This is a genomic window from Tengunoibacter tsumagoiensis, assembly GCF_003967535.1.
GTDB classification, from domain to species: Bacteria; Chloroflexota; Ktedonobacteria; order Ktedonobacterales; family Ktedonobacteraceae; genus Tengunoibacter; species Tengunoibacter tsumagoiensis.
On record NZ_BIFR01000002.1, the window covers coordinates 2,203,436 to 2,223,868 of the forward strand.

General features: G+C 45.4%; 16 protein-coding genes. 3 read left to right on the forward strand and 13 right to left on the reverse strand.

Annotated elements, in window-relative coordinates; translation table 11 throughout:
• Nucleotides 1-356: 356 nt before the first annotated feature.
• On the forward strand, nt 357-1,238 hold the full coding sequence (locus EL628_RS28945; protein WP_161975861.1) for a class I SAM-dependent methyltransferase: 882 nt from the start codon (nt 357-359) through the stop codon (nt 1,236-1,238).
• A gap of 112 nt (nt 1,239-1,350) precedes the next feature.
• Here EL628_RS28945 and EL628_RS28950 read toward each other — a convergent pair whose 3' ends face one another.
• From EL628_RS28950 to EL628_RS28960, 3 genes are all read right to left on the reverse strand, one after another.
• The gene (locus EL628_RS28950; RefSeq protein ID WP_126583446.1) at nt 1,351-4,317 is read right to left on the reverse strand and encodes an ATP-binding protein; all 2,967 of its coding nucleotides are present in this window, start codon (nt 4,315-4,317) and stop codon (nt 1,351-1,353) included.
• Between the two features lie 195 nt (nt 4,318-4,512).
• Nucleotides 4,513-6,315 (reverse strand): ABC transporter ATP-binding protein, encoded by a 1,803-nt coding sequence (locus tag EL628_RS28955; protein ID WP_126583447.1) that lies wholly within the window; start codon nt 6,313-6,315, stop codon nt 4,513-4,515.
• Nucleotides 6,316-6,326: 11 nt separating this feature from the next.
• Entirely contained in the window at nt 6,327-7,406 is a 1,080-nt protein-coding gene (locus tag EL628_RS28960; protein WP_126583448.1) for an energy-coupling factor transporter transmembrane component T, read from the reverse strand.
• A 566-nt stretch (nt 7,407-7,972) separates the two neighbouring features.
• Here EL628_RS28960 and fgd point away from each other — a divergent pair.
• Nucleotides 7,973-8,986 carry a glucose-6-phosphate dehydrogenase (coenzyme-F420) gene (gene fgd, locus EL628_RS28965; RefSeq protein ID WP_126583449.1) on the forward strand — a complete coding sequence of 338 codons (1,014 nt, stop codon included), beginning with the start codon at nt 7,973-7,975 and terminating at the stop codon, nt 8,984-8,986.
• 96 nt (nt 8,987-9,082) lie between these two features.
• Here the strand turns inward: fgd and EL628_RS28970 are convergent, their stop codons facing one another.
• The 7 genes from EL628_RS28970 to queF all read right to left on the reverse strand — a co-directional run bounded on the left by EL628_RS28970 (nt 9,083) and on the right by queF (nt 15,360).
• Nucleotides 9,083-10,798 carry an ArnT family glycosyltransferase gene (locus EL628_RS28970; RefSeq protein WP_126583450.1) on the reverse strand — a complete coding sequence of 572 codons (1,716 nt, stop codon included), beginning with the start codon at nt 10,796-10,798 and terminating at the stop codon, nt 9,083-9,085.
• 269 nt (nt 10,799-11,067) lie between these two features.
• Complete coding sequence (locus EL628_RS28975; RefSeq protein WP_126583651.1) at nt 11,068-11,655, reverse strand: GNAT family N-acetyltransferase; 588 nt, start codon at nt 11,653-11,655, stop codon at nt 11,068-11,070.
• Nucleotides 11,656-11,866: 211 nt separating this feature from the next.
• Nucleotides 11,867-12,484, reverse strand: a complete 618-nt coding sequence (gene folE, locus EL628_RS28980) for a GTP cyclohydrolase I (protein WP_126583451.1) — start codon at nt 12,482-12,484, stop codon at nt 11,867-11,869.
• 360 nt (nt 12,485-12,844) lie between these two features.
• The gene (queE, locus tag EL628_RS28985) at nt 12,845-13,591 is read right to left on the reverse strand and encodes a 7-carboxy-7-deazaguanine synthase QueE (protein WP_126583452.1); all 747 of its coding nucleotides are present in this window, start codon (nt 13,589-13,591) and stop codon (nt 12,845-12,847) included.
• Between the two features lies 1 nt (nt 13,592).
• Entirely contained in the window at nt 13,593-14,048 is a 456-nt protein-coding gene (locus EL628_RS28990; protein ID WP_126583453.1) for a 6-pyruvoyl trahydropterin synthase family protein, read from the reverse strand.
• Between the two features lie 36 nt (nt 14,049-14,084).
• Complete coding sequence (queC, locus tag EL628_RS28995) at nt 14,085-14,858, reverse strand: 7-cyano-7-deazaguanine synthase QueC (protein ID WP_126583454.1); 774 nt, start codon at nt 14,856-14,858, stop codon at nt 14,085-14,087.
• 61 nt (nt 14,859-14,919) lie between these two features.
• Entirely contained in the window at nt 14,920-15,360 is a 441-nt protein-coding gene (gene queF, locus EL628_RS29000) for a preQ(1) synthase (protein WP_126583455.1), read from the reverse strand.
• A 476-nt stretch (nt 15,361-15,836) separates the two neighbouring features.
• On the opposite strand from queF, the gene EL628_RS29005 reads away from it, so the two are divergent.
• Nucleotides 15,837-16,721: a phytanoyl-CoA dioxygenase family protein gene (locus EL628_RS29005; protein ID WP_126583456.1), complete on the forward strand. Its 885-nt coding sequence runs from the start codon at nt 15,837-15,839 to the stop codon at nt 16,719-16,721.
• Nucleotides 16,722-16,820: 99 nt separating this feature from the next.
• Here EL628_RS29005 and EL628_RS29010 read toward each other — a convergent pair whose 3' ends face one another.
• The 3 genes from EL628_RS29010 to EL628_RS30185 form a co-directional block, all read right to left on the reverse strand.
• A complete protein-coding gene (locus tag EL628_RS29010; RefSeq protein WP_126583457.1) occupies nt 16,821-18,569 on the reverse strand; it encodes a HAMP domain-containing sensor histidine kinase in 1,749 nt (582 codons plus the stop codon).
• Between the two features lie 249 nt (nt 18,570-18,818).
• Complete coding sequence (gene curA / locus EL628_RS29015; RefSeq protein ID WP_126583458.1) at nt 18,819-19,820, reverse strand: NADPH-dependent curcumin/dihydrocurcumin reductase; 1,002 nt, start codon at nt 19,818-19,820, stop codon at nt 18,819-18,821.
• A gap of 312 nt (nt 19,821-20,132) precedes the next feature.
• Nucleotides 20,133-20,288, reverse strand: coding sequence for a DUF5679 domain-containing protein (locus tag EL628_RS30185; protein ID WP_170211163.1), 156 nt, complete (start codon nt 20,286-20,288; stop codon nt 20,133-20,135).
• Between the last annotated feature and the right edge of the window lie 145 nt (nt 20,289-20,433).

Genomic DNA, 20,433 nt, shown 5'->3' on the forward strand with positions numbered 1-20,433 from the left:
ATTTATCTTATCAAATAATTCTAGCTATTTTTATTGGTATTCCATATTTATGAATAATTTTACAGCTCCTTAACATATTTGTTCCCATTTAAACTCATCTTTTAATAACTTTAAAGGTCCAAAAAAGTAAATTATACATTTAAGCAAGCCCACAAAAATATTTTTTTTATTCTATAAGAAATTTAAAATCATACTTGGAATTGTGATACATCAAAGAAGACTGGGGCAGGCAAATTGCACTATCCAATATTTCAATTAGTACAATTATTGCCATTATATATTGACATAGTACCAATTAATTTATATTATAGGATTATGTATGATGCTATATGGTATGAATGGAGATCGAATACCTGATGAATTTTTTTAGTCGTTTTTTTGCCAGAACAGAAAAAAAGCAGGCTCTTAGAACAGAAAAGTTTCTACAGCGGCATAATTTTTCACCTGATGCTCCGTATATGCTGCCTAAACATTTGCAGGAGATCAATCGTTTAGATTTTCAACATTATCTGCTGCGTTATGCGTTCCAGGGCCTCTATCTTGCTCCTGTTCAACAACCACTATCAATTTTAGATGTCGCTTGTGGCACTGGACGCTGGCTATTTGAGACGGCTCAGGAGCATCCACAGGCTCAATGTTATGGGATTGATCTCACCCCACCAGCCCCTCAAACAACAACGATTCCATTTACTTCACAATGTCACTTTGTACAAGGTAATATTTTGGAAGGGCTCCCTTTTCCTGATGAGAGCTTCGATTTCGTTCATCAACGTTTTCTGATTCTCGCATTACCTCTCCATACCTGGCCAGATGAGGTGAAGGAACTGGTGCGTGTCACACGCCGAGGAGGCTGGATTGAACTCGTTGAGGTTGATTTGAGCTTTAATAATAAAGGACCTGCTGGCACACGCGTCTATAATTGGTTTAAAGCTGCAAGCGAAAAACGAGGTATTGATCTTAGTGTTGGGCGACGTACAAAAGGATTTTTACTTGATGCTGGTCTCCAGAATGTCAATGAGCAGATTCAAACACTTCCGTTTGGAAATTGGGGAGGCCGTATGGGTTCAATGCTCGTGACAGATCTGAGTAGCGCTATCTCTTCTATCAAACCACTCATTACTACAACACTAAATATTTCATCTCGCGAATATGATGAGACCATTGCCCTCTGGATACAAGAAGCGGAGAAATATTACTGTACGTATGACTTTAATATCGTCTATGGTCAGCGGCTCTGATCTCATTCTTTAGAGCTCCAATTCAGACGCTATTATGGATATACAATGAATAGGAATAAAAAAGAACCAGGTAACAGCTTAAATGTCTGGTTCTTTTTTATTCCATTTACTCCTACATATCTTCTTCTGGCGATGCTTCCTGGATTGGGGATGAGTGACTCTCCACAATTGTCTCTCCATCTGCTTCTTTAGACTCGCTCTTTCGATCCACCTGCATAAATAGCATTAATAAATCTGGAGGTGACTGCTCAATGAGCTGAATGACATCTTTTCCACCTTCAATTTCCTGTAGATCATAGCCAGTCTCTTGCACTAATCGTTCGATTAATTCGTGAACATTTGGCTCATTATGTACTAATAGGATGGGCTTTAATGAAGAAGACTGCGATTGCTCTCCGTTCATCATGGCCAGAGTAGATACTTGATACCCGGTCTCTTCGCGCAGTGGAGCATACGTATTCGTCAGTTGATGAAGGGTTGCAATAAGCGCATCACGAGCGACAGGCTTTACAAGATACTCGTCGGCGCCCAAGACGTAACCCGCAGAACGGTCCTCAAGGACTGTTAAAAGAATGACTGGAATCATAGCTGTGGCAGGATTTGATTTAAGTTGATGCAAAATCTGCCAGCCATTCACTTTTGGCATCATAATATCAAGTGTTACTGCATGCGGCTTTAAAGCCTGAATCACTGATAAAGCCTGGGTCGCATCCTGCACTCCCACCACTCTATACGGTGATTGCTCTAAAGAGGCTGCGATGAGTTGCAATACGTCAGGATTATCATCAATAGCTACCACTAAGAACTCATCATTGTCAGCTAACGATGAAGAATCTGGTAGGGGAATACTGAGTGCACCACCATTAAAACGTGGCGGGGGCAGATCCTGACGCGTCAGCGTATTCAGGCGAAGGTCCTGTAGCGATTGAAGATCGCGTGCATGAAGTGGAAGAATGATGGTAAAGGTGGTTCCTTGACCAGGCTCGCTTTCAATCTCTATTTTACCGCCCAGCAGCGTTGTAAACTCACGGACAATGGAAAGTCCCAGTCCTGTTCCAGCATAGTTACGGCTATTACTATTATCTATCTGGTAAAATGCCTCAAAGATACGAGCCTGCAACTCGGGCTCAATACCGATCCCACTGTCCTTAACGGCAATACTCACCTGTTCAGAGTCACCTTGCCCTGCGTTAGTCGTATGCTTCCTGGCTGTGATCGTCACTCCACCTTTTTCAGTAAATTTGAGAGCGTTCGAGAGCAGATTCAAGACAATCTGACGTAGCTTTAAGGGATCAGTCTCGATGAGAGTAGCGTCACTGGCGACATCCACGGTGACTCTGAGCCTCCGCTCAAGAGCAACCGAACGTGTCTCCTCAACCAGAGAACCCAGGAGATCAGCCAGATTCACTTCCGTCGCATTGATATCCATACGACCTGCTTCTACCTTCGCAAGGTCTAGAACATCGTTGATAAGTGTAAGCAGGTGCTGAGCATTCTTGAGGATACGATCAATATTGCCTGTCTGGCGTTCGGTTAAAGGAGATTTCGCAGTCGTTCGTAACAACATCTGTCCAAAGCCAATAATAGAGGTTAATGGTGTCCTCAGTTCATGAGACATGGTTGAAAGGAAACGGCTACGCGCACGATTGGCTTCTTCTAACGCTGCGTTGAGCGCACTTAACTCATCGCGTTGCTGACGTAATACTCGATTAGCCTCTTCCTGTTCTCCAGCCCAACGCGCCAGTTCCTGAGCCTGCGCCTGAATATGAGCATACGCCTGAGTGTTACTTACCGCAGCCGCAACATTGGTGATGGCAACGTTCAGTACATTGCGCGTCTGCTCGCTGATTGGGTACAGGGAACCAACTACTAACTCTCCAAGGAGATCATTTCCCTGAAGCACTGGCAGATGATAGAGCCCCGCTGGTAAGACGGTCCCATAAATCGTTTTGATCTGAAAATAGGTGGCATCTTTACTCTGAGTACTCGTAAGCATAAATGGCTGACGATCCCGAGCTACACGCCCAATTAAGCCTTCCCCCAATGCAAAAGTCTCCTGGATATGCTCGGTATTCACACCCTGGGAGGCAAACAGACGTAGCTGATTGCTTTGACGATCTAGAAGATAAAAGGCAGCTACCTGGATGTCCAATAACGGGAGGATGGTCCGTAAAAATTGCTCCATCAGATCGGTGAGGTTTAAGCTGTCAGTTAATAGTGCATTAATTCTCGATACCTGTTCCAGAATATCGCGATCTTTTAGCGCTCCCTGTTGTTCCTGGAGAATGGTCGCCATCGAATTAAATGTATAACCAACCTCGCGCATATCTGCATCGGTAAGATCCTCAACACGAACATTGAGATCACCAGCGCCAAAGGCTACGGCTGCTTCCTGTAGGAGCGAGAGCTGTTCACGCTGTTGAATTGCAAAACGCGAGAACGTTTGGGATAGCCAGAAAATAGCAATAATGGCAAATAGAATGGAGGCAGCCAGCGCTCCATAATCTGTCAGGCTTGCCGCTGACTGGAGGTTAGCAAGCTCATCATCACTTGCATTCTGCAAATGAGTGATTTTTGCACGAAAATCGTCAAATAATGTTTTGCCCTGTGTTTGCGTCTGCTCATCACGAACTTCTGCGAAATTTTTTGCCTGCATCTTTGTGAAGACCGGGTCTGCAAAAGTGGTCATCCAGCGTTTCGCGCTTATATCTACCTGATCAAGAGCCTGAGAGGTTGACTGAAATTGAGCATTGGATAAACGTGCCTTAAGGTTCTGAAAGATCTGGCTGTATTGATTGCGACCACTATTATAAGGATCTAGAAAAGTTGGTGTATCTGTGGTGACATAGCCCCGAAGACCGGTCTCTTGATCAACCATGGACTGTAACAACACACTGATATCATTATGAATAGCAACTTTCTGCTCACCCAATTGCTGCTGATTGTTCACCGCAGCAATCCCAACGGTTGATGTGAGAATAAAGCAGCAGACTAATAGCCCAATGGTAAAAATAAGCCGACCTTTTAGCTGATCAATAAGGCGGCGATGTTGACTACGAATTCGCAGACGATCTTTCATTGGCGATAAGTTCTTTTTCTCTCTGGTTCCTCTGAGATAGACAGCATAAGAATGGTGATTGATTCTCTTTATGTGTCAGACGTGATGAGTTACAAGAGCTAGGAAGAGGTTCTATAAATATAGAACAGGATTAGCAAAAGCCTGTTCTATTATACCACGGTTCATCTTTTTCGGACAGCGCTTTCCTCAAAAAGGCTATGCGTGTTTAAGAGCATCACTCCACTGTTGTGCTGTCAATAAAGGCGGAAGATGTGGATAGACTGGACGAAGCGAGGCGCTTAAGGCAGCCGCAGATGGGGCTGAGAGCCCGGTCTGAGCTAAGGTTTCTGGTTGTGCAAAAAGCTCGGTTGGTGTCCCTGTAAAGGAAAGCTGCCCTGAACGGAAGGCGACGACACGCTGACAATATTCTGCAACCAGCGTCATGTCATGGGTGATAATCAAAATAGTTTTTCCCTGCTGCTGAAGCTCTCCTAGCAACTGCATAATGCCAAGGATAGAACGGCGATCCTGTCCAGTGGTTGGCTCATCAACAATCAAGATGTCTGGCCCCATCGCTAACACAGCAGCTACAGCTAAACGCTGCCTCTGTCCTTTGCTTAAAAAGAGGGGATCTTCACTCGCATAAGAGCTTAATTGTACGGCTTCAAGGGTTGTTGCCACAATTTCACGCCGTCTTTTTGGGTCAATGCGGAGATTCTTTAGACCATACTCAATCTCATCGCTCACTTTGCGACAGAACAGCTGGTGATCAGGATTTTGAAAGACATAGCCCACCGAGCGTGCAAGATGTGAGCGGACTTTTCGGCTCGCAAGATCCTGTCCTAAGACTTGAATTTTCCCTTGCGATGCACGATAGATTCCCGCCAGAATTTTCGCAAAAGTCGTCTTTCCACTCCCATTCGGTCCTAAGAGGGCTAACATCTCCCCTTTATTCAATGTCAGGTCGATCCCTTTAAGCGCTGTTGTCCCATCGCCATAATGATAGGTTACACCAACCGCCTCAACGACAGGTTGATCTTGTTTTGGTTGAATAACCGTCTGGGAAGCGAAGGTCTGCTGGGCAACAATTGGAGCAAACGTCTCAATTCCTTCCTCCAGAGTGAGCGGAGGACGCGATTCATATAGATGCCCTGTCTGCCATGAGATCTGAACTAATTCGCCAACGGTAACTCCCGCAGGTTCGAGGATCGAGCGGTTCGCATAGAACTGCCTGGGGGTTGCAACAAGTTCAATGCGCCCTTTGTTAAGTACTGCAATCCGATCACAGAAGGTCGCTAAAATATCAGGATCTTGCTCGACAAGCACAACAGTCATTCGATAATCCTGCCGTAGGCGTGCAATGGTCTCAATCACTTCACGTTTTCCAACAGGATCAAGATCACTGGTTGGTTCATCTAAAATCAGGACTTCGGGCCGTAAAGCCAGAAAAGCCGCAATAGCTACCCGTTGTTTCTGTCCACCGGATAGATCAGAAGGGTGCAAGTAAGCTGCTCCATGCCAGAGGTGCTCCAATCCAACCCATTTCAGTGCCTCAAAGGAGCGACGAAGAATCTCATCATTCGGTACCCCTTGAATCTGCAAACCCATTCCTAGCTCGTGTAGCAGGCTCATCCGCAAAAACTGATTTTCAGGGTCCTGTAACACCATGCCCATCTGATGAGTAGAGCTCGTTGTAGCAGTAATTGGTTGACCCAATAGCGACAGGTGGCCTCGAAAATGGTGAGGCTGCTGCTCCGCATTCAAACGAGCAGTAAAAGGCAGAATCCCCATTAAGGTCCGACAGAGCGTTGTTTTGCCAGCACCACTGGGTCCAGTGATACCAAAACATTCTCCCTGCTCTACACGCAATGAGAGATCTCGCAACGTCCATGTGGAGGGCTGTTCATTAAAGGTAGGATAGCGCCACCAGAGACCAGAGACTTCGAGGGCGGCTACCTTCTTGCTTTGAGGAGCGGGTGAGCTCATATATGACTCATCAAAAGATTCTGTTGTCACCATAACGACACTCCTTACACCAAAATACTCGGCAGGTCGGGATGAGGCCCCAACGCAAGATAAAGTAAAACAAGGCTTAACACCAGCACAAACCAATCAATCAAGCGCCATGGACTCGTCTCATAATAGTCGGTACTCTTCTGCTGCAATGTATATCCGCGAGCCAGGAGAGCATCTCCAATCTCACTCGAACGACGAATCATCATAGCGACCATCGGTACAGCAATGCTACTAAAATCTCGTAAACGCCGGATAAAACTGCGCGGTCGAGCATTAATAGCGCGTGCAATCTGCGCTTGATAGATTGTTTCATAATCAGCTACAGCCAGATTCAATGCACGAAAGACCGTACTCAGGAAAAACGTGACAGGCTGAGGCAAACGTAATTGCATAAGTAATCCAATGAGCTCTGTATCACGGCTCGTCACGACAATCGCCACTGTTGAGAGCATCATCCCAGAATATCCAACCATCTTTGTCAATGCCAGCATCAGACCGCGATCACTTATCTGTAACGTGAGTGGATGAAATAGATGGATCTGAGCGATGGGCCAGGAGGGCAAAACAAGGAAGCTTGTCAGCAAAAGGGTCAGGCAGGAAGCCAGCAAAATACCAGTAAACAGGGCCCGTCGCCAGAGGTAATAGATCACAACCACAGCCAGCCAGAGTACCTGCCAGAAAGAAAATCCAAAGGCTACATTTCCTGAATAAATTGGCTTCTCCACCAGTATGACATGTCCAGGTACAGGATTGAAGAGGGCCCAGGTTAAAAAGAGGCTAACCATTGTTGGCAGAGTCAATAAGAGATACCAGCGGGCAACCTTTTCATGCATTCCACTTAACGTAAAAAAGCCGATACTCACGATCCATAAGAGGAGAGCCCCTGAGAGATCTGGATGAGCAGTATTAATCGTTCTCAACTGTGCGGCTGAGAGACACAGCACAAAGATGAGACGAGCAAGCAAGTGAACTTGAGCAAGAGGAGCATTTACTCGTCGTGAAAAAAGAAACGAACGTACAAAGCGCCGCCCTGGCGGGGGCTGTAAATAAGGTTTATCCTTGGTAGATTGCACCAGGAATTTCTGACTAGCCAACAGTCTATGCCTCCCAAAGTGAGCGTTGGCTCACAAAACTATGCTAGCAACAAGTATACAATATCCACGATATCCACGATATCCAGCCCGTAAGGCTACCAGTGAGTATAATGGAAACAGGCTCAAGCCTCATCTTGCCAGTACTTCATATGCTCACGCTTAGAGAAAGGCTAGGTATTTTTATATCAGGAAAGAGGATAAGCAAGACAGTGCTATTCTCTATGCACAGTACAGGAAATTATCCAGATAGAGAAACAGAGAGACCTGAGAATCGATTGGGTGGCTTCACTATCAGTGAGTATAATCTATTCTTTCTTTATCAGAAGAAAAAATATATACATTTTCTGCGATGCTTGAACTTTGTTATGAGAGATGTATATTACAGATCAGTACACATCGTTTTCCTCTCTCAGGATACACAGAAAAGCAGCGAACTCAAAAGATTCCGTAGGCCATTGTGCTTGATAGAACACGCAAGAAAGCTTTATAGGGCGCGGAGTGTCGTGCGCTTGTGATAGGATAGAGAGAAAGGGTTTCACACTACTACAAACAAGAGGAGATCAGGAATGGCAAATCGTCCCTTGAAGTTAGGTTATAAGGCATCTGCCGAACAGTTTGGTCCACGCCAGCTGCTCGACTTTACCGTAGAGGCTGAAGATCTGGGCTTTGATAGCGTCTGGATCAGCGATCATTTTCAGCCCTGGCGACATACCAATGGACATGCACCTTCGGCTCTCGTCTGGCTAGGTGCAGCAGGTGAGCGGACGAAACGGATAGAGCTTGGTACGAGCGTCCTGACCCCCACCTTCCGCTATCCGCCAGCAGTCATTGCCCAGGCCTTTGGAACGTTGGGTGTCCTCTATCCAGGACGTATCATTCTAGGAGTAGGCTCTGGTGAGTCACTCAATGAGATTGCGGTAACTGGTGCGGAGTGGCCACCAGCCAAAGAGCGTCTGGCTCGCCTGCGTGAAGCAGTTGATCTGATTCAGAAGCTCTGGAAGGATGAACTGGTCAATTACGAAGGACAGTATTACAAGACGCACAATGCAACAATCTATGATCGCCCAGACAAGCCTGTCCCCATCTATATCGGTGCTGGTGGCCCTGTTGCAGCAAAGTTTGCAGGCCGAGCAGGAGATGGTTTTATCTGTACCTCTGGCAAGGGCGATACGCTCTACCGCGACCAATTACTACCAGCAGTTGAAGAGGGCGCCAGAGCTGCGGGCAAAGATCCTGAAAGCCTCGATCGTATGATTGAAGTTAAAGTTTCTTTCGATACTGATCGGAATAAAGCACTGTCTGATACACGTATCTGGGCTGCACTTTCCCTCTCAGCCGAAGACAAAGTCAACATCCATAATGCACGAGAAATGGAACAGAAAGCAGAAGCCGTTGCCGATCAAGCCTACAAGCGCTGGCTGGTCTCCAATGACCCGGAAGAACATATTGAGCAGATTCGCCCATATATCGAACTGGGCTTCAATAATCTCGTTTTCCATGCCCCTGGCGACGACCAATCTCGCTTCTTAAAGCTCTATGCGAAAGAGATCCTTCCCCGGTTGCGCAGCCGCTGGGGATAAGAGCCTCACAATTCACGTCTCAAGAGGAGTTGCCAGAACCATCGTACATGGCAGCTCCTCTCTTTCATAGAAAACGTAGTGTACAACTTATATATTTTATGCATTCGGGTTCAGGCAGGACCTAGTAGGAGAAGATGTTACTGGCACATAAAGATGATAGTTTTCTATCGTTATTTGTTGACAAGGTATTTGGAGCAGAGAGAGCCTCTGTTGCAAGTTTTTATCTCCGGAAGAACCTGAAGGTAAGAGATAAAAGGCCTTCTCAGCCATCTTCACCTCATCTTGATAGGAGGGATAACGATTCTGTCCTTGCTCTAAAGAGTCATCAACGACGCTACAGATAATCCGCTCTCGACTTTGAAAAATCAGCCAGTTACAGGTCCAATAATCTGAATAAATATCTGTCACATTTCTCTGGAGCAAGTTCTGTATTAATGCCTCTTGCTGCTCATTAATCTTTTGCACATCGGGCACTTGCAGAAAAGCTGTATAGGTCCCGTAACCTAGCACGATAACAAGCAGAACAGCGAGGCTTAGAGAGACCTTTTCCAGTACACGTCGAAAAGAGAACAGGGGCAGAGGACATTCCAATAAAAAGGCAACCAGGGTAGGCGTAACAATCAGCAAACCAACAAGATAGCGCGCAGATGTAATCGGCACCAGGGCAGGCGCAGGGCTCAAAAGATAGCTGAAGATCGTTCCCCAACCACAGAGCAACAAAAAGACGCGAGCAACCAGGCGAACTATCTGTGGACGTACTTTCATCGTATCAGCACTCTGCTTGTAAAGACGTGCTAATCGAAACAACTGATAGGCTACGAGACAGGTAGAGCAGGAGAGCAAGAGCAGAAATGTGCCTCCCCATATGCCCTGCCAGACCATACAAGACGAAAGCTGTCCACGCCAGACACCAGGAGTAGTTGAGGCCATACAGATTGGAGTGGCTCCAGTCGCCAGCGGCAGACTGAACAACGTGGTTCCAAGCAGACTATCCCACAAAGAATGTTCTTGCATTGTAGTGCTGGTTGTGGCCATTCCACCAGCATTATTTAAATGAAGAAAAGTAATCAATGAATTCTCAGATGGATGCTGAAGATTAAAAAGCATAAGTGGAAAGGCCCCACAGAGAATACCGCAGCAGAGAGCAAGACCTCCCAATGAAAATAGTTCACGGCGACAGAAACAGAGCAGGAGGAGACAGGCCATTCCAACAAACGGAATGATCAGTAAATGGCTCCAGATTCCCAGTCCAATACTCACGCCTAAACATAGATAGAGCCAACTGCGTTGACGGTATTCTTTAAAGCCATACGTAGGAGACCAGGATAAAACCAGCCATGTACTCAGCAGCATCGCCAAAGCACCAAACAGAAGGGTCTCCAGAGCACCTCCAACTGCTTTCGTCTGGCGCGTCAACATCTCAACCGATCCCAGACTGAGAAGCAAGCATGACCACAGAGCAACTTTTCGCGAATAGAGCAGGCATGAGAGAGCATAGAGCACAAAAAGGAAGAGGGCAAACATGATCACAAGGCTCAGGCGCAATGCGAACAGTGAAGGCGCAAAAAAATGAAAGAAGCCTGCCGCTAGATACGCTTCTAAAGCACCCATGTAATTCTGACCATAAAAAAAGATCGGCAACTCACCATTATTTGCTATATGCAGCGCCATTAATCCCATCGTTGCTTCATCGCTATTTGTACCTGGCCATCCCTGGGCAATGAGCAATATTCGAATAATGACAGCAATGGTAACAATGCCAACAAGCCCGATTTCCGCCCTCCCAAAACGCATTTTTCGCAAATAATTCATAGATAATTGCTCTCCATCCAGCTTCTACAACCCACTCAAAACTGTTTTATGGCATAAATTTTCCATTTATCCAAAATAATTATATCAACAATCGCATCCATACCACAAGAATGAGACAATGAGAATAAAGATACTCTTTTTTTTATAGAGCTTGCTTAATGGTTGTTCAGGTTTACACACCATTACATCTCCTTCATATAATATATAAGATAGCATCTAAACTAACTATATTCATCATATAAAGGAGGTAACTCCAGACAAGAGGTCGACTATTGCTGTAATTTCTCTTCCAGAGAATGCTTTACAGCAGGCCACTCACTCTCAATAATACTGTAATACACAGAATGTCGGTAGCTCCCATCTACTAGAATCACATGATTGCGCAGAACGCCCTCTCTGGTCGCGCCAATTCGTTCAATCGCACGCTGTGAACGAAAGTTTTCATGATGTGTTTTTAATTGAACACGAATGGCACCGAGCTGCTCAAAAGCATGACGTAACAGAAGATATTTACACTCTGTATTAACACGTGTGCGCTGCACACTGGGACTTAACCAGGTCCAGCCAATCTCTAAGCCGCGATTAGGATAGGAGATATCGAGATACCGTGTAGAACCTACAATCTGACCAGTAGCTTGCTCAATAATAGCAAAGGGAAGTGAGGTACCAGCCTGCTGCTCTTCTAAAGCTGAGGCAATCCAACCTTCCATATCACCAGGAGAAGTTGCATAATTCTGCCTTAAAAAGCGCCAGATCGTGGGATCCTGACCAGCCTGAAATAAGGCGTCTGCATGCTCCAATTGGAGAGGCTCTAAACGAACAACAGTGCCAACGAGAGTGACGGGCGCAACTTGCATGAACATTATGACTTAATCCCTTTCTTAGCATGGTATCAATGGTACAGAGACATTATTATAAAAGGAAGACGAGGGCCCGGCTAGCGCCAATTTCGAGGTCGAAGATGAAAAAAAATGGCCTGGTCTGCTGTAACAAAAAAGCGCAAGACCTTTTTACTGGCTTGCGCATCAAAAAGCACATGTAGATTATTCTACGTATCACACAATAGTATTACTCGATCAGACGAAGAAATTCCATTCTGGTCTCGTAGTGTTCACGGAATACTCCACGCATCACAGAAGAAGTCATGACCCCAGGAGTGCGAATGCCACGTCCAGTCATACACAGATGTTCACCTTTAAGAACCACTGCGACATGACTGGTCCCTGTAATACGGCTTATCTCATCTGCAATCTCTTGCCCCAAACGCTCCTGGATCTGGAGTTGATGGGCAAATTGGTGTGCAATACGAGCAAATTTGGAGAGTCCTAAGACTTTTCCATCGGGAATATAGCCAATAGAGACATCACACCACATAGGTAACAAATGATGCTCACAGAGCGAGAAGACTCGCATACCTGAGACACAGACCATCTGATCAGTCGAGGCTGTATTGAAAATTGTCTCTGTTTTTCCCGGATCATACTCAATAAACTCGCGCCACCAGTCAGCCCAACGACGTGGTGTATCAAGCAGTCCTTCACGGTCAGGATTTTCACCAACCGCAATTAATAACTCGCGTCCCAATTCGAGCAGTCGAGCATAATCAACGTGCCTGGCCTGTGGTTGCTCATCGTGGGCATCGTGTCCGTTATTGCGAGCTCGCTCCTGATCCATGTGCATTACCATATGTTTTTTTTCCTCACTTCAACGAGTTTGAATGTATCACTGTGGATATTATACCTCTATCCACATCTCTATCCACTCTGGATGCATCTCTTTTCTTTAAGATGTAAACACTGGTAGATAGAAGATCTCTCTGGCAGTCACATTGAGAGTGCGATAGTTAACTCTCATGCTTCAAAAAAACTATCTCTTCATTTGTGCACCATACTCTAGCAGGACTACAATATGCTGCGACACTCAATGTGAGCTCACAATCCTCTTTAATAGAGAACGCTATTCTTTTAAGAAAACTTCCCTGTTATTCTCAGTTAGATCAGCTTGTCCCCGGAATAGCCGTTCCTGATAAGCGCATCCTGGTCTACCCTATACACCACGCTTATTCCCCCAGAGTAGCGTGTGTAATTGTGGCAGAATGGTAACGGTATACCATTGATCCTCGATTGTCCGTTGGATCAACCAATCCATTCTTTCCAGGATACCAGTGATGTCTATCTTTTCTGCCAGATGAGGTGGCGTATGATTTCCCGCCTGCAAGTAAAGAGGCTGGTCGGGATAACGAGCGGCAATATCTCTAGCATACGCATAGTCCTCTTCATCAAAGACGACTACTTTAAGGCAAGTGTGTACAGTGCGTCCATTTTGCCCATGACTGGCAATTTCAAGACAGCGCTCCAGTCGATCCCATCGGGTTACTTGCCTGCTGCTAGGGGGCTTGGGAGAGAGGGTCAGATAATCAAGCTCGGCAAACCATGGCTGAGCCACACTTCCTTGCGTTTCAATAGCAAACGTATAGCCAGAAGCATGACCAAGGGTGATCAGGTCGGACAGAGGTTGGATGGCTGGATTCCCACCGGAGAGCGTGACCAGAATAGGTTGAAAATTGGAAAGGCGTTGCACTTCGGCAAACACCTCCTCAGCACTCTGTGAGCGCCATTCAGACTTGTGCTCAGGTAAGACTGCATAAAGGCTATCACACCAGCTACAGCGATAATCGCATCCCCCTGTGCGCACAAACACCGTTGGCTTCCCAATTAATAAACCTTCACCCTGGATAGTGGGACCAAAGATCTCTGAAATTTGCAGCAAACGAGTAGCAACATTTACCACCATCTTATATCTCCTCTCGTTCAGCATGCGTAATCTCAATGCAACCTTTTTCAGTCTCCCACAAACGTATTCTATAGAGGAGTTCATCAGGAACACCACCAGCAACAAGCGCATCCCAGATCCAATGCACAAGGTTTTCAGCGGTTGTGCGGATGCCCGTGAGATCATTCAGGTTATTATGATCTAACCCACCCTTTTCTACTGGACGAGCATCCAGCCCTCGCGGAACAGAGTCAGACAGCTCGTCAATAATGGTGGTGTTGACAATATGCTTCAGATCGTCAAAATCCATTACCATTCCATCCTCAGATTGCCCGGGGGCATTGAGAATGGGCCCGCGTAAGGAGATCTGAAGCCGATAAGAATGGCCATGTGGTCGTTTGCATTTACCTTTATGATTCGGCAAATGATGGGCTGCTTCAAACGTAAACTCTCGTGTAATAATGGCAAAGCGTGGCATAGATCCCCTCACAATTACATATTAGATAGTAATAATTTACAAATTTGATTGTCCAGGAATAGCTAAAAAACGCTCTGGATTATTTGCATAGACGGTAGGATCAGGAATACCAGCTAGCTTAAATGCTTCATAACGCTCGACGCACGTTCCACATGAACCACAATGCTGATCCCCTAAACCATTATTACCACCTTCATAACAGCTCCAGGTCAGTTCGAAAGGGACGCTCAGACTTGATCCCAGTGCGGCAATCTGTGCTTTTGTAAAGCGCATAAAAGGTGACTCTACTTTGATCTCTTCAGAATTCATAGCTGCTGCTAACATAGCATTGAAAGAATCTACAAAAACTTCACGGCAATCTGGATATTGAGAATAATCTCCCTGATGGGCTGCAAAGGCAACCACGCTCGCATGCTCATTCCAGGCCACTGTGGCTGCCTGTAATAGCATGTTTGGGTTTCGGTAGGGGACGACGGTAGCTTTCATACTATCGTCGGTATAGTGGCCTTTAGGCATCTCAAGATCAGCATTAATCAGGGCCGAATCCGAATTTGTAAGCAGGCGGGCAATGGGAAGATCGATGATATCATAGCTAACCTGGATTGCGCGCGGCCCCTGTCCAAAGCGTTCTCGTAGATGGGTCACATAACGTTTGGCATACGTGAGCTCCTTGAGATGCTTCTGCCCATAATTAAAAGAGAGCAAATGCAGGTCAAAGCCCGCCGCAGCATAATAATAGGAAAGCACACAGCTATCCATCCCACCACTGACGATCAATACAGCATGGTTTCTGGACTGGGATTTAGACATATCATTTCTCCTTGTTAGCTCAGTCGCGTAAGCTATCCTTGTGGGCACGCTCAATACCAATCTACATTCCCGTTGGTAGATAACGACGATAGTCTGGACGAGGGCCCTGATAATCAGGTTGTGCATAGTCAGCAAACACAATCGTTTTGATATTTCCACGAACGGTGTAATCGCCAACGACACGCATCCAGCGGGGTTTAAGCAATTCAACAAGATCATTGAGAATAGTGTTGGCCGCCGATTCATGGCTGATCTGACGATCACGGTACGCGTTGATGTAGAGCTTTAGACTCTTCAGTTCCACTACATAGCCATCTGGTACATAATCAATCACTATTGTAGCAAAGTCAGGGAAACCAGAGCGAGGACAGAGACAGGTAAACTCAGGAATCTCAAAATGAGTGACATAATCTCGGTCAGGATGAGGATTTGGCCATGGCTCCAGGTGATTGTTTTTAATCTCCTCAAAACCATATCTTCCCGGGACGCGTTGCTCTTCCATAAAAACCTCCTACTTGCTAATTGGAGAATACTCTCATCACTACCAACCTTAGCATATATCTTTGTGTTACCGTGGCAAAAATATGCCAGACCTTAGAAGTGTCACGCAAGAGTTTCAGCGCGAACAAATACGGGTTTGAGGTGGGGATTGCAGAACTAGACGACGTCTGAACTGCCTCTACCAACACTTACTATTTCTATAGGCCACGCCAGAGTATAGACAATTTGGCGCAACAAAGCAAGCACTATTTATGTAAGACTCTCGCAATTGATCACATCTGCAAAGCCAATTTTTGACCAATCTCAAAATGGCTCCTTAGAACTGTCTACGGTATATTTCTATGCTGGTATGCCTATAAATACACGATCTGACACCTCTCTTGTTTAAAGTAACCATTCCTAAAGACAGGTGAATATATTAATATATATAAGTACGGACCTGAAAATTGGCCTTCACAGTGAAAGGAAAATCCTACAATGCAGTTTAAGGTATTAACGGATGCGCAGATTGAACAATTCATTGAATGTGGATATGTGCATCTTGAAGAGGCGTTTTCACATCAACAGGCTCTACGTGCTCAAGATTTTTTATGGCAGCGTTTAAGTGAACTCGGAATTAATAAGGAGCTTCCCTCTACCTGGCAAGAACCAATGGTCCATCTTAAAGAGACTTACGCAAATGATATCTTTAATGCCTGTGCGACTCCCCGGTTCTTTGATGCTATTGAGGATCTTGTGGGGCCTGGTCGCTATACATATGCCTACGATACGACGCGGGATTGGGGCTGGTGGCCAGTCAACTTCAGTCAGGGTGCTGACAAACCCTGGGTTGTTCCTACGCGTGGCTGGCACTGGGATGGCATGTTCTTCAGACATTTTATTCATAGTGCAGGTCAGGGCTTACTCGTGCTCTGTCTGTTCTCAGATGTCGGGCCTCATAGCGGGGGAACCGTCGTAGCGGAGGGCTCTCATAAACTCGTTACACGATTTCTGCAAAACTATCCAGAAGGAATCGAACTCAACGAGGCAATTAAGCTATTTGGTGAAAGCCATCCCTGGATAGCTCAGCTCACCGGGAAAACTGACACTGAGCTGGCAGATCGCAATGAATTTTTTCTGAATTATCAGCAATATGACGATGTTCGCTTACGCGTGGTTGACACGACAGGGAAGGCTGGCGATATCTACTTATGTCATCCGTTCCTGTTCCATGCCGCTTCACAAAACCATTCTGGCATCCCCCGATTTATGTGTAACCGCTCTACGCCTCTGCTTGAATCTATGCAGTTCCAGCGTGATGATAATGCCTACTCACCACTTGAGCTCAGCATTAAAGAGGCTTTGCACACAACAGCCAGATAATCGTTCGACCTGTTTCAATTCATACAGGCAGCAAGAGACTCCTTTCACGTCATCAACGGTGAAAGGAGTCTCTTACCACTATCGCTCCAGTCCGTAGCTTTATGAATCAACACTTTTTACAGAAGCAATCAGAGACTTCTGACTCGAAGAGGTGATGGCAACAGGTAACGCCAGGCAGAAACAACAGCCCTCTCCAGCAATGCCACTACTCTCTACCCAGATCCGACCATTCATCGCTTCTATAAGCTGCTTGCATATGTAGAGTCCTAGACCAGTACCACGTATGGAGCCTGATAGATCCCGTTGGAGACGTGCAAACTTTTGAAATAACAATGGCTGTTCATCTGGTGGAATACCAGGTCCTTTATCTTGAATGCATAAAATAGTGTATTGACTCCCAAGATCAGTTCGTGAAGAGACATAGATCAGTATCGGTGTGGATGCAGGTGTATATTTTATAGCATTAGCAATAATATTACGAATAATTTGAATGAGATAATTCTTATCAATAAATACAAACAAATGAGTAGGGATATCAACCTGAATCGGGTGTTCCCTGGCTTCTCGAGGGTCAATCTGACGCACTGTATTTTGCACCACCATAGATAATACCAACTCTTTTAACTGTGGAGCAGCGATTTCTCGATTGCTATATCTGGCATCGAGAATAGTATCGACCAGTCGAATCAGTTCTTCGCTTCCATGAGTAGCCTGTTCTATAAATATGGCACGTTGCTCTACACTCAGATTATCACTATACTCCTGCAAGAGCTGCAAAAAACCATAGACCTGAGTCAAAGGCGTACGGAACTCATGACTAACGTTGAGAATAAATTGATCTTTCATCTGATTTAATTGTCTCTGCTGCTCATACGCTAAATCTAGCTGCTCCTTCGCTTGCATTGTATGGCGCATTGCGTTGACGAGACTATCAAGCATGACATTCACCGAGGCAGAGACATCGGCAATTTCATCAGTCCCATGGACTTTTACTCGCGCATCAATCTGTCCATGCTCTACTGCTTTAGTCACCTGATGAAGTTGCTTCAGACGGTTGACTAACGTACGCGAAATGAGCACACCCACTGAGACAGTCCCAATAAAAGCCAGTAACGAACCGAGAAGGGTAATCATAAATTGTTGATACGTTTCTCGGCTGGCCGCTTTGTCAATAGACGCAGGCAGCAGATCAGAGTTGAAACGAATCAATGAATGAAGCGAGCTAGACGCGTCTGCATAGTAAAGCGGAAGCACACTAGTCTCTTTCTCTTGCTCCTCTGCAACATTCCCTTGCTGAATAGCACTCAACAGATCGCTTAGAGCCAGATCATATCTGGTCCAGCTACGCCATACGCCTGATACATAAACACGCTGCTGCACAATTTGAATGGTAAACTCATGGTCATTAAGAAGGGTCACTAATCCAGGAGAATGGTCAGGCAAAGCCTTATGAATATAGTCTTGAATTAACTGATCATATTTCTTTATTAGAACAGGGATTTCTTTCATACACTCTGTTCGTTGGTCTCCATATGTGTCGATTTGAGATGCGTATATATTTTTATTCACTTGATTCTGGATCAACTGGAGCACGCTCATAGCCGTATCCAATGAAGAACTTTGTTGCAAAATAGTACGATAAATATTCGACTCCTGGGACAATGTATCAACCCTTTGCAGACCAATTGTTCCAGTTACAAGTGCAGATAATAATGCAGCCAGCAAAAAACCCAATGCCAGACGTCCTACAATGGGAATATCGAGCAGAGGTGGACGCCACCAGGGCTGCTTCTGGCTTTTCTCATTTGCTGCACGAGCAAACAGGGGTGCAAGTGGATGGGTAGGCATAACTGCACTTCTCTACTTTCCTAAAAATCCAGATATGCGTATAATTGCACTCAATAAATAATTATGTCATAACGGGTAAAGAAGACAAGATGCAAATCTTTGATTTCATAAAGTTATGGTAACATACAATTATTATCCACTATATACTTTAAACAGGGATTAAATATGCACTACTCTATGACTTTTGGGGCAAAAAAAGACAGGTTCCTTGTCTTTAGCAACCTGTCTTTTCTCTTATATACGTCGTTTTTACGCTAATTTTACAAGCTGTTTGCCAAAGTTCTCGCCTTTGAGCATCCCAATGAAAGCTTTGGGGGCGTTCTCAAGGCCATTGGCAATTGTCTCGCGGTATTTTAATTTACCTGTGGTGACAAGCTTTCCTAATTCGTCTAAAGCTTGTGGAAAATGTGCAGCATGCTCTCCTACAATAAAGCCCTGGAGCTTTACACGATTCGTTAATAAAGCGCTAAAATGCTTGATCGCATAGGGCTCTGTAACATTGTATTGAGAGATGAAACCACACAAAGGAATACGAGCAAAGGCATTAAGCTGAGTCAGCACTACATCCAGAATTGGTCCACCAACATTCTCGAAATAGATATCAATCCCATCAGGAGCGGCAGCTTGCAGGTCTACTGCCAGGTTACCTGCTTTATAATCAACGCAAGCATCAAACCCTAGCTCATTGACTACATAGTCACATTTGGCTTTGCCACCGGCGATTCCTACTGCCCTACATCCACGCGCTTTAGCCAGTTGACCAACAACGCTCCCGACAGCTCCAGATGCGGCTGAAACCACAACGGTCTCTCCCGCTTTCGGTTGCCCAATATCAATCAGACCAATCCAGGCGGTAAGCCCGGGCATGCCTAAAACACCCAGGTATGTGGAGACAGGAGCAGCATTTGTAGAGACTGTTCTCAATCCCTCCCCTTTGGAGACTGCGTATAACTGCCAGCCCAAATACCCAACTACGGTATCGCCTGCCTTAAATTCTGGATGATTGGACTCCAAAATCGTTCCAACAGTTCCTCCCACCATGACATCCCCTAATTCCATACCCGCTGCATAGGATTTGGCGGCGCTCATTCGCCCTCGCATATAAGGGTCCAACGATAGATACAGGTTTTTTACCAGGACTTCGCCCTGACCAATCGCAGGAACGTCCGTCTCTACAATGCGGAAATCACTCTCTTTAACCCATCCTTCTGGACGACTTGCCAGTTGGACTTGTCTATTTTTTATGCTCATATAGTTCTCTCCCTTTCTCTAAAAAAACCACCACAACACACTCATCCTCCCTCCCTCTCTAACAGAGAAATCACACGTTCTATTCCGCTCTTCATAGGAGAATTTTCCAAGAAATAAATTAATAATATAACTTTTGTAAAATAATTGTATTTAACTATTGATAAATGATAATTTTATAAGAAGGTTTTTCCTTGCAAAAAAAACCTGGCGGATGGTTTTTCATTCATAGAGTGATGATCATATCATCTGTACTATTAAATGAACCATCCGCCAGGAGTATTATTAGAGCAGGGTGCTCTCTGCTTCTTTACCCTAGGCCTTCTGGCTGGAAAGAATGCGGGTCAGTTTCGTTCCGCAAACGGAACACGTGCCCTGCAGAGCGGGTTTGCCATTCTTCATGGTAATCTGATGAGCATCCTTCATGTCGCGCTTTTCTTTGCACTTTACACAATAGGCTACGTCTGCCATGCTTTTCTTGCCTCCTTACTCTCTAAATATACCAGATTGTACACTCCATCTGCACAGGCAGACGTGGTGTTATATAGGTGTAACGTATGTTATCCGAAATAGGATGCAGACGCAAGGGGAAAAGAGGCAATAATACAACAATTTT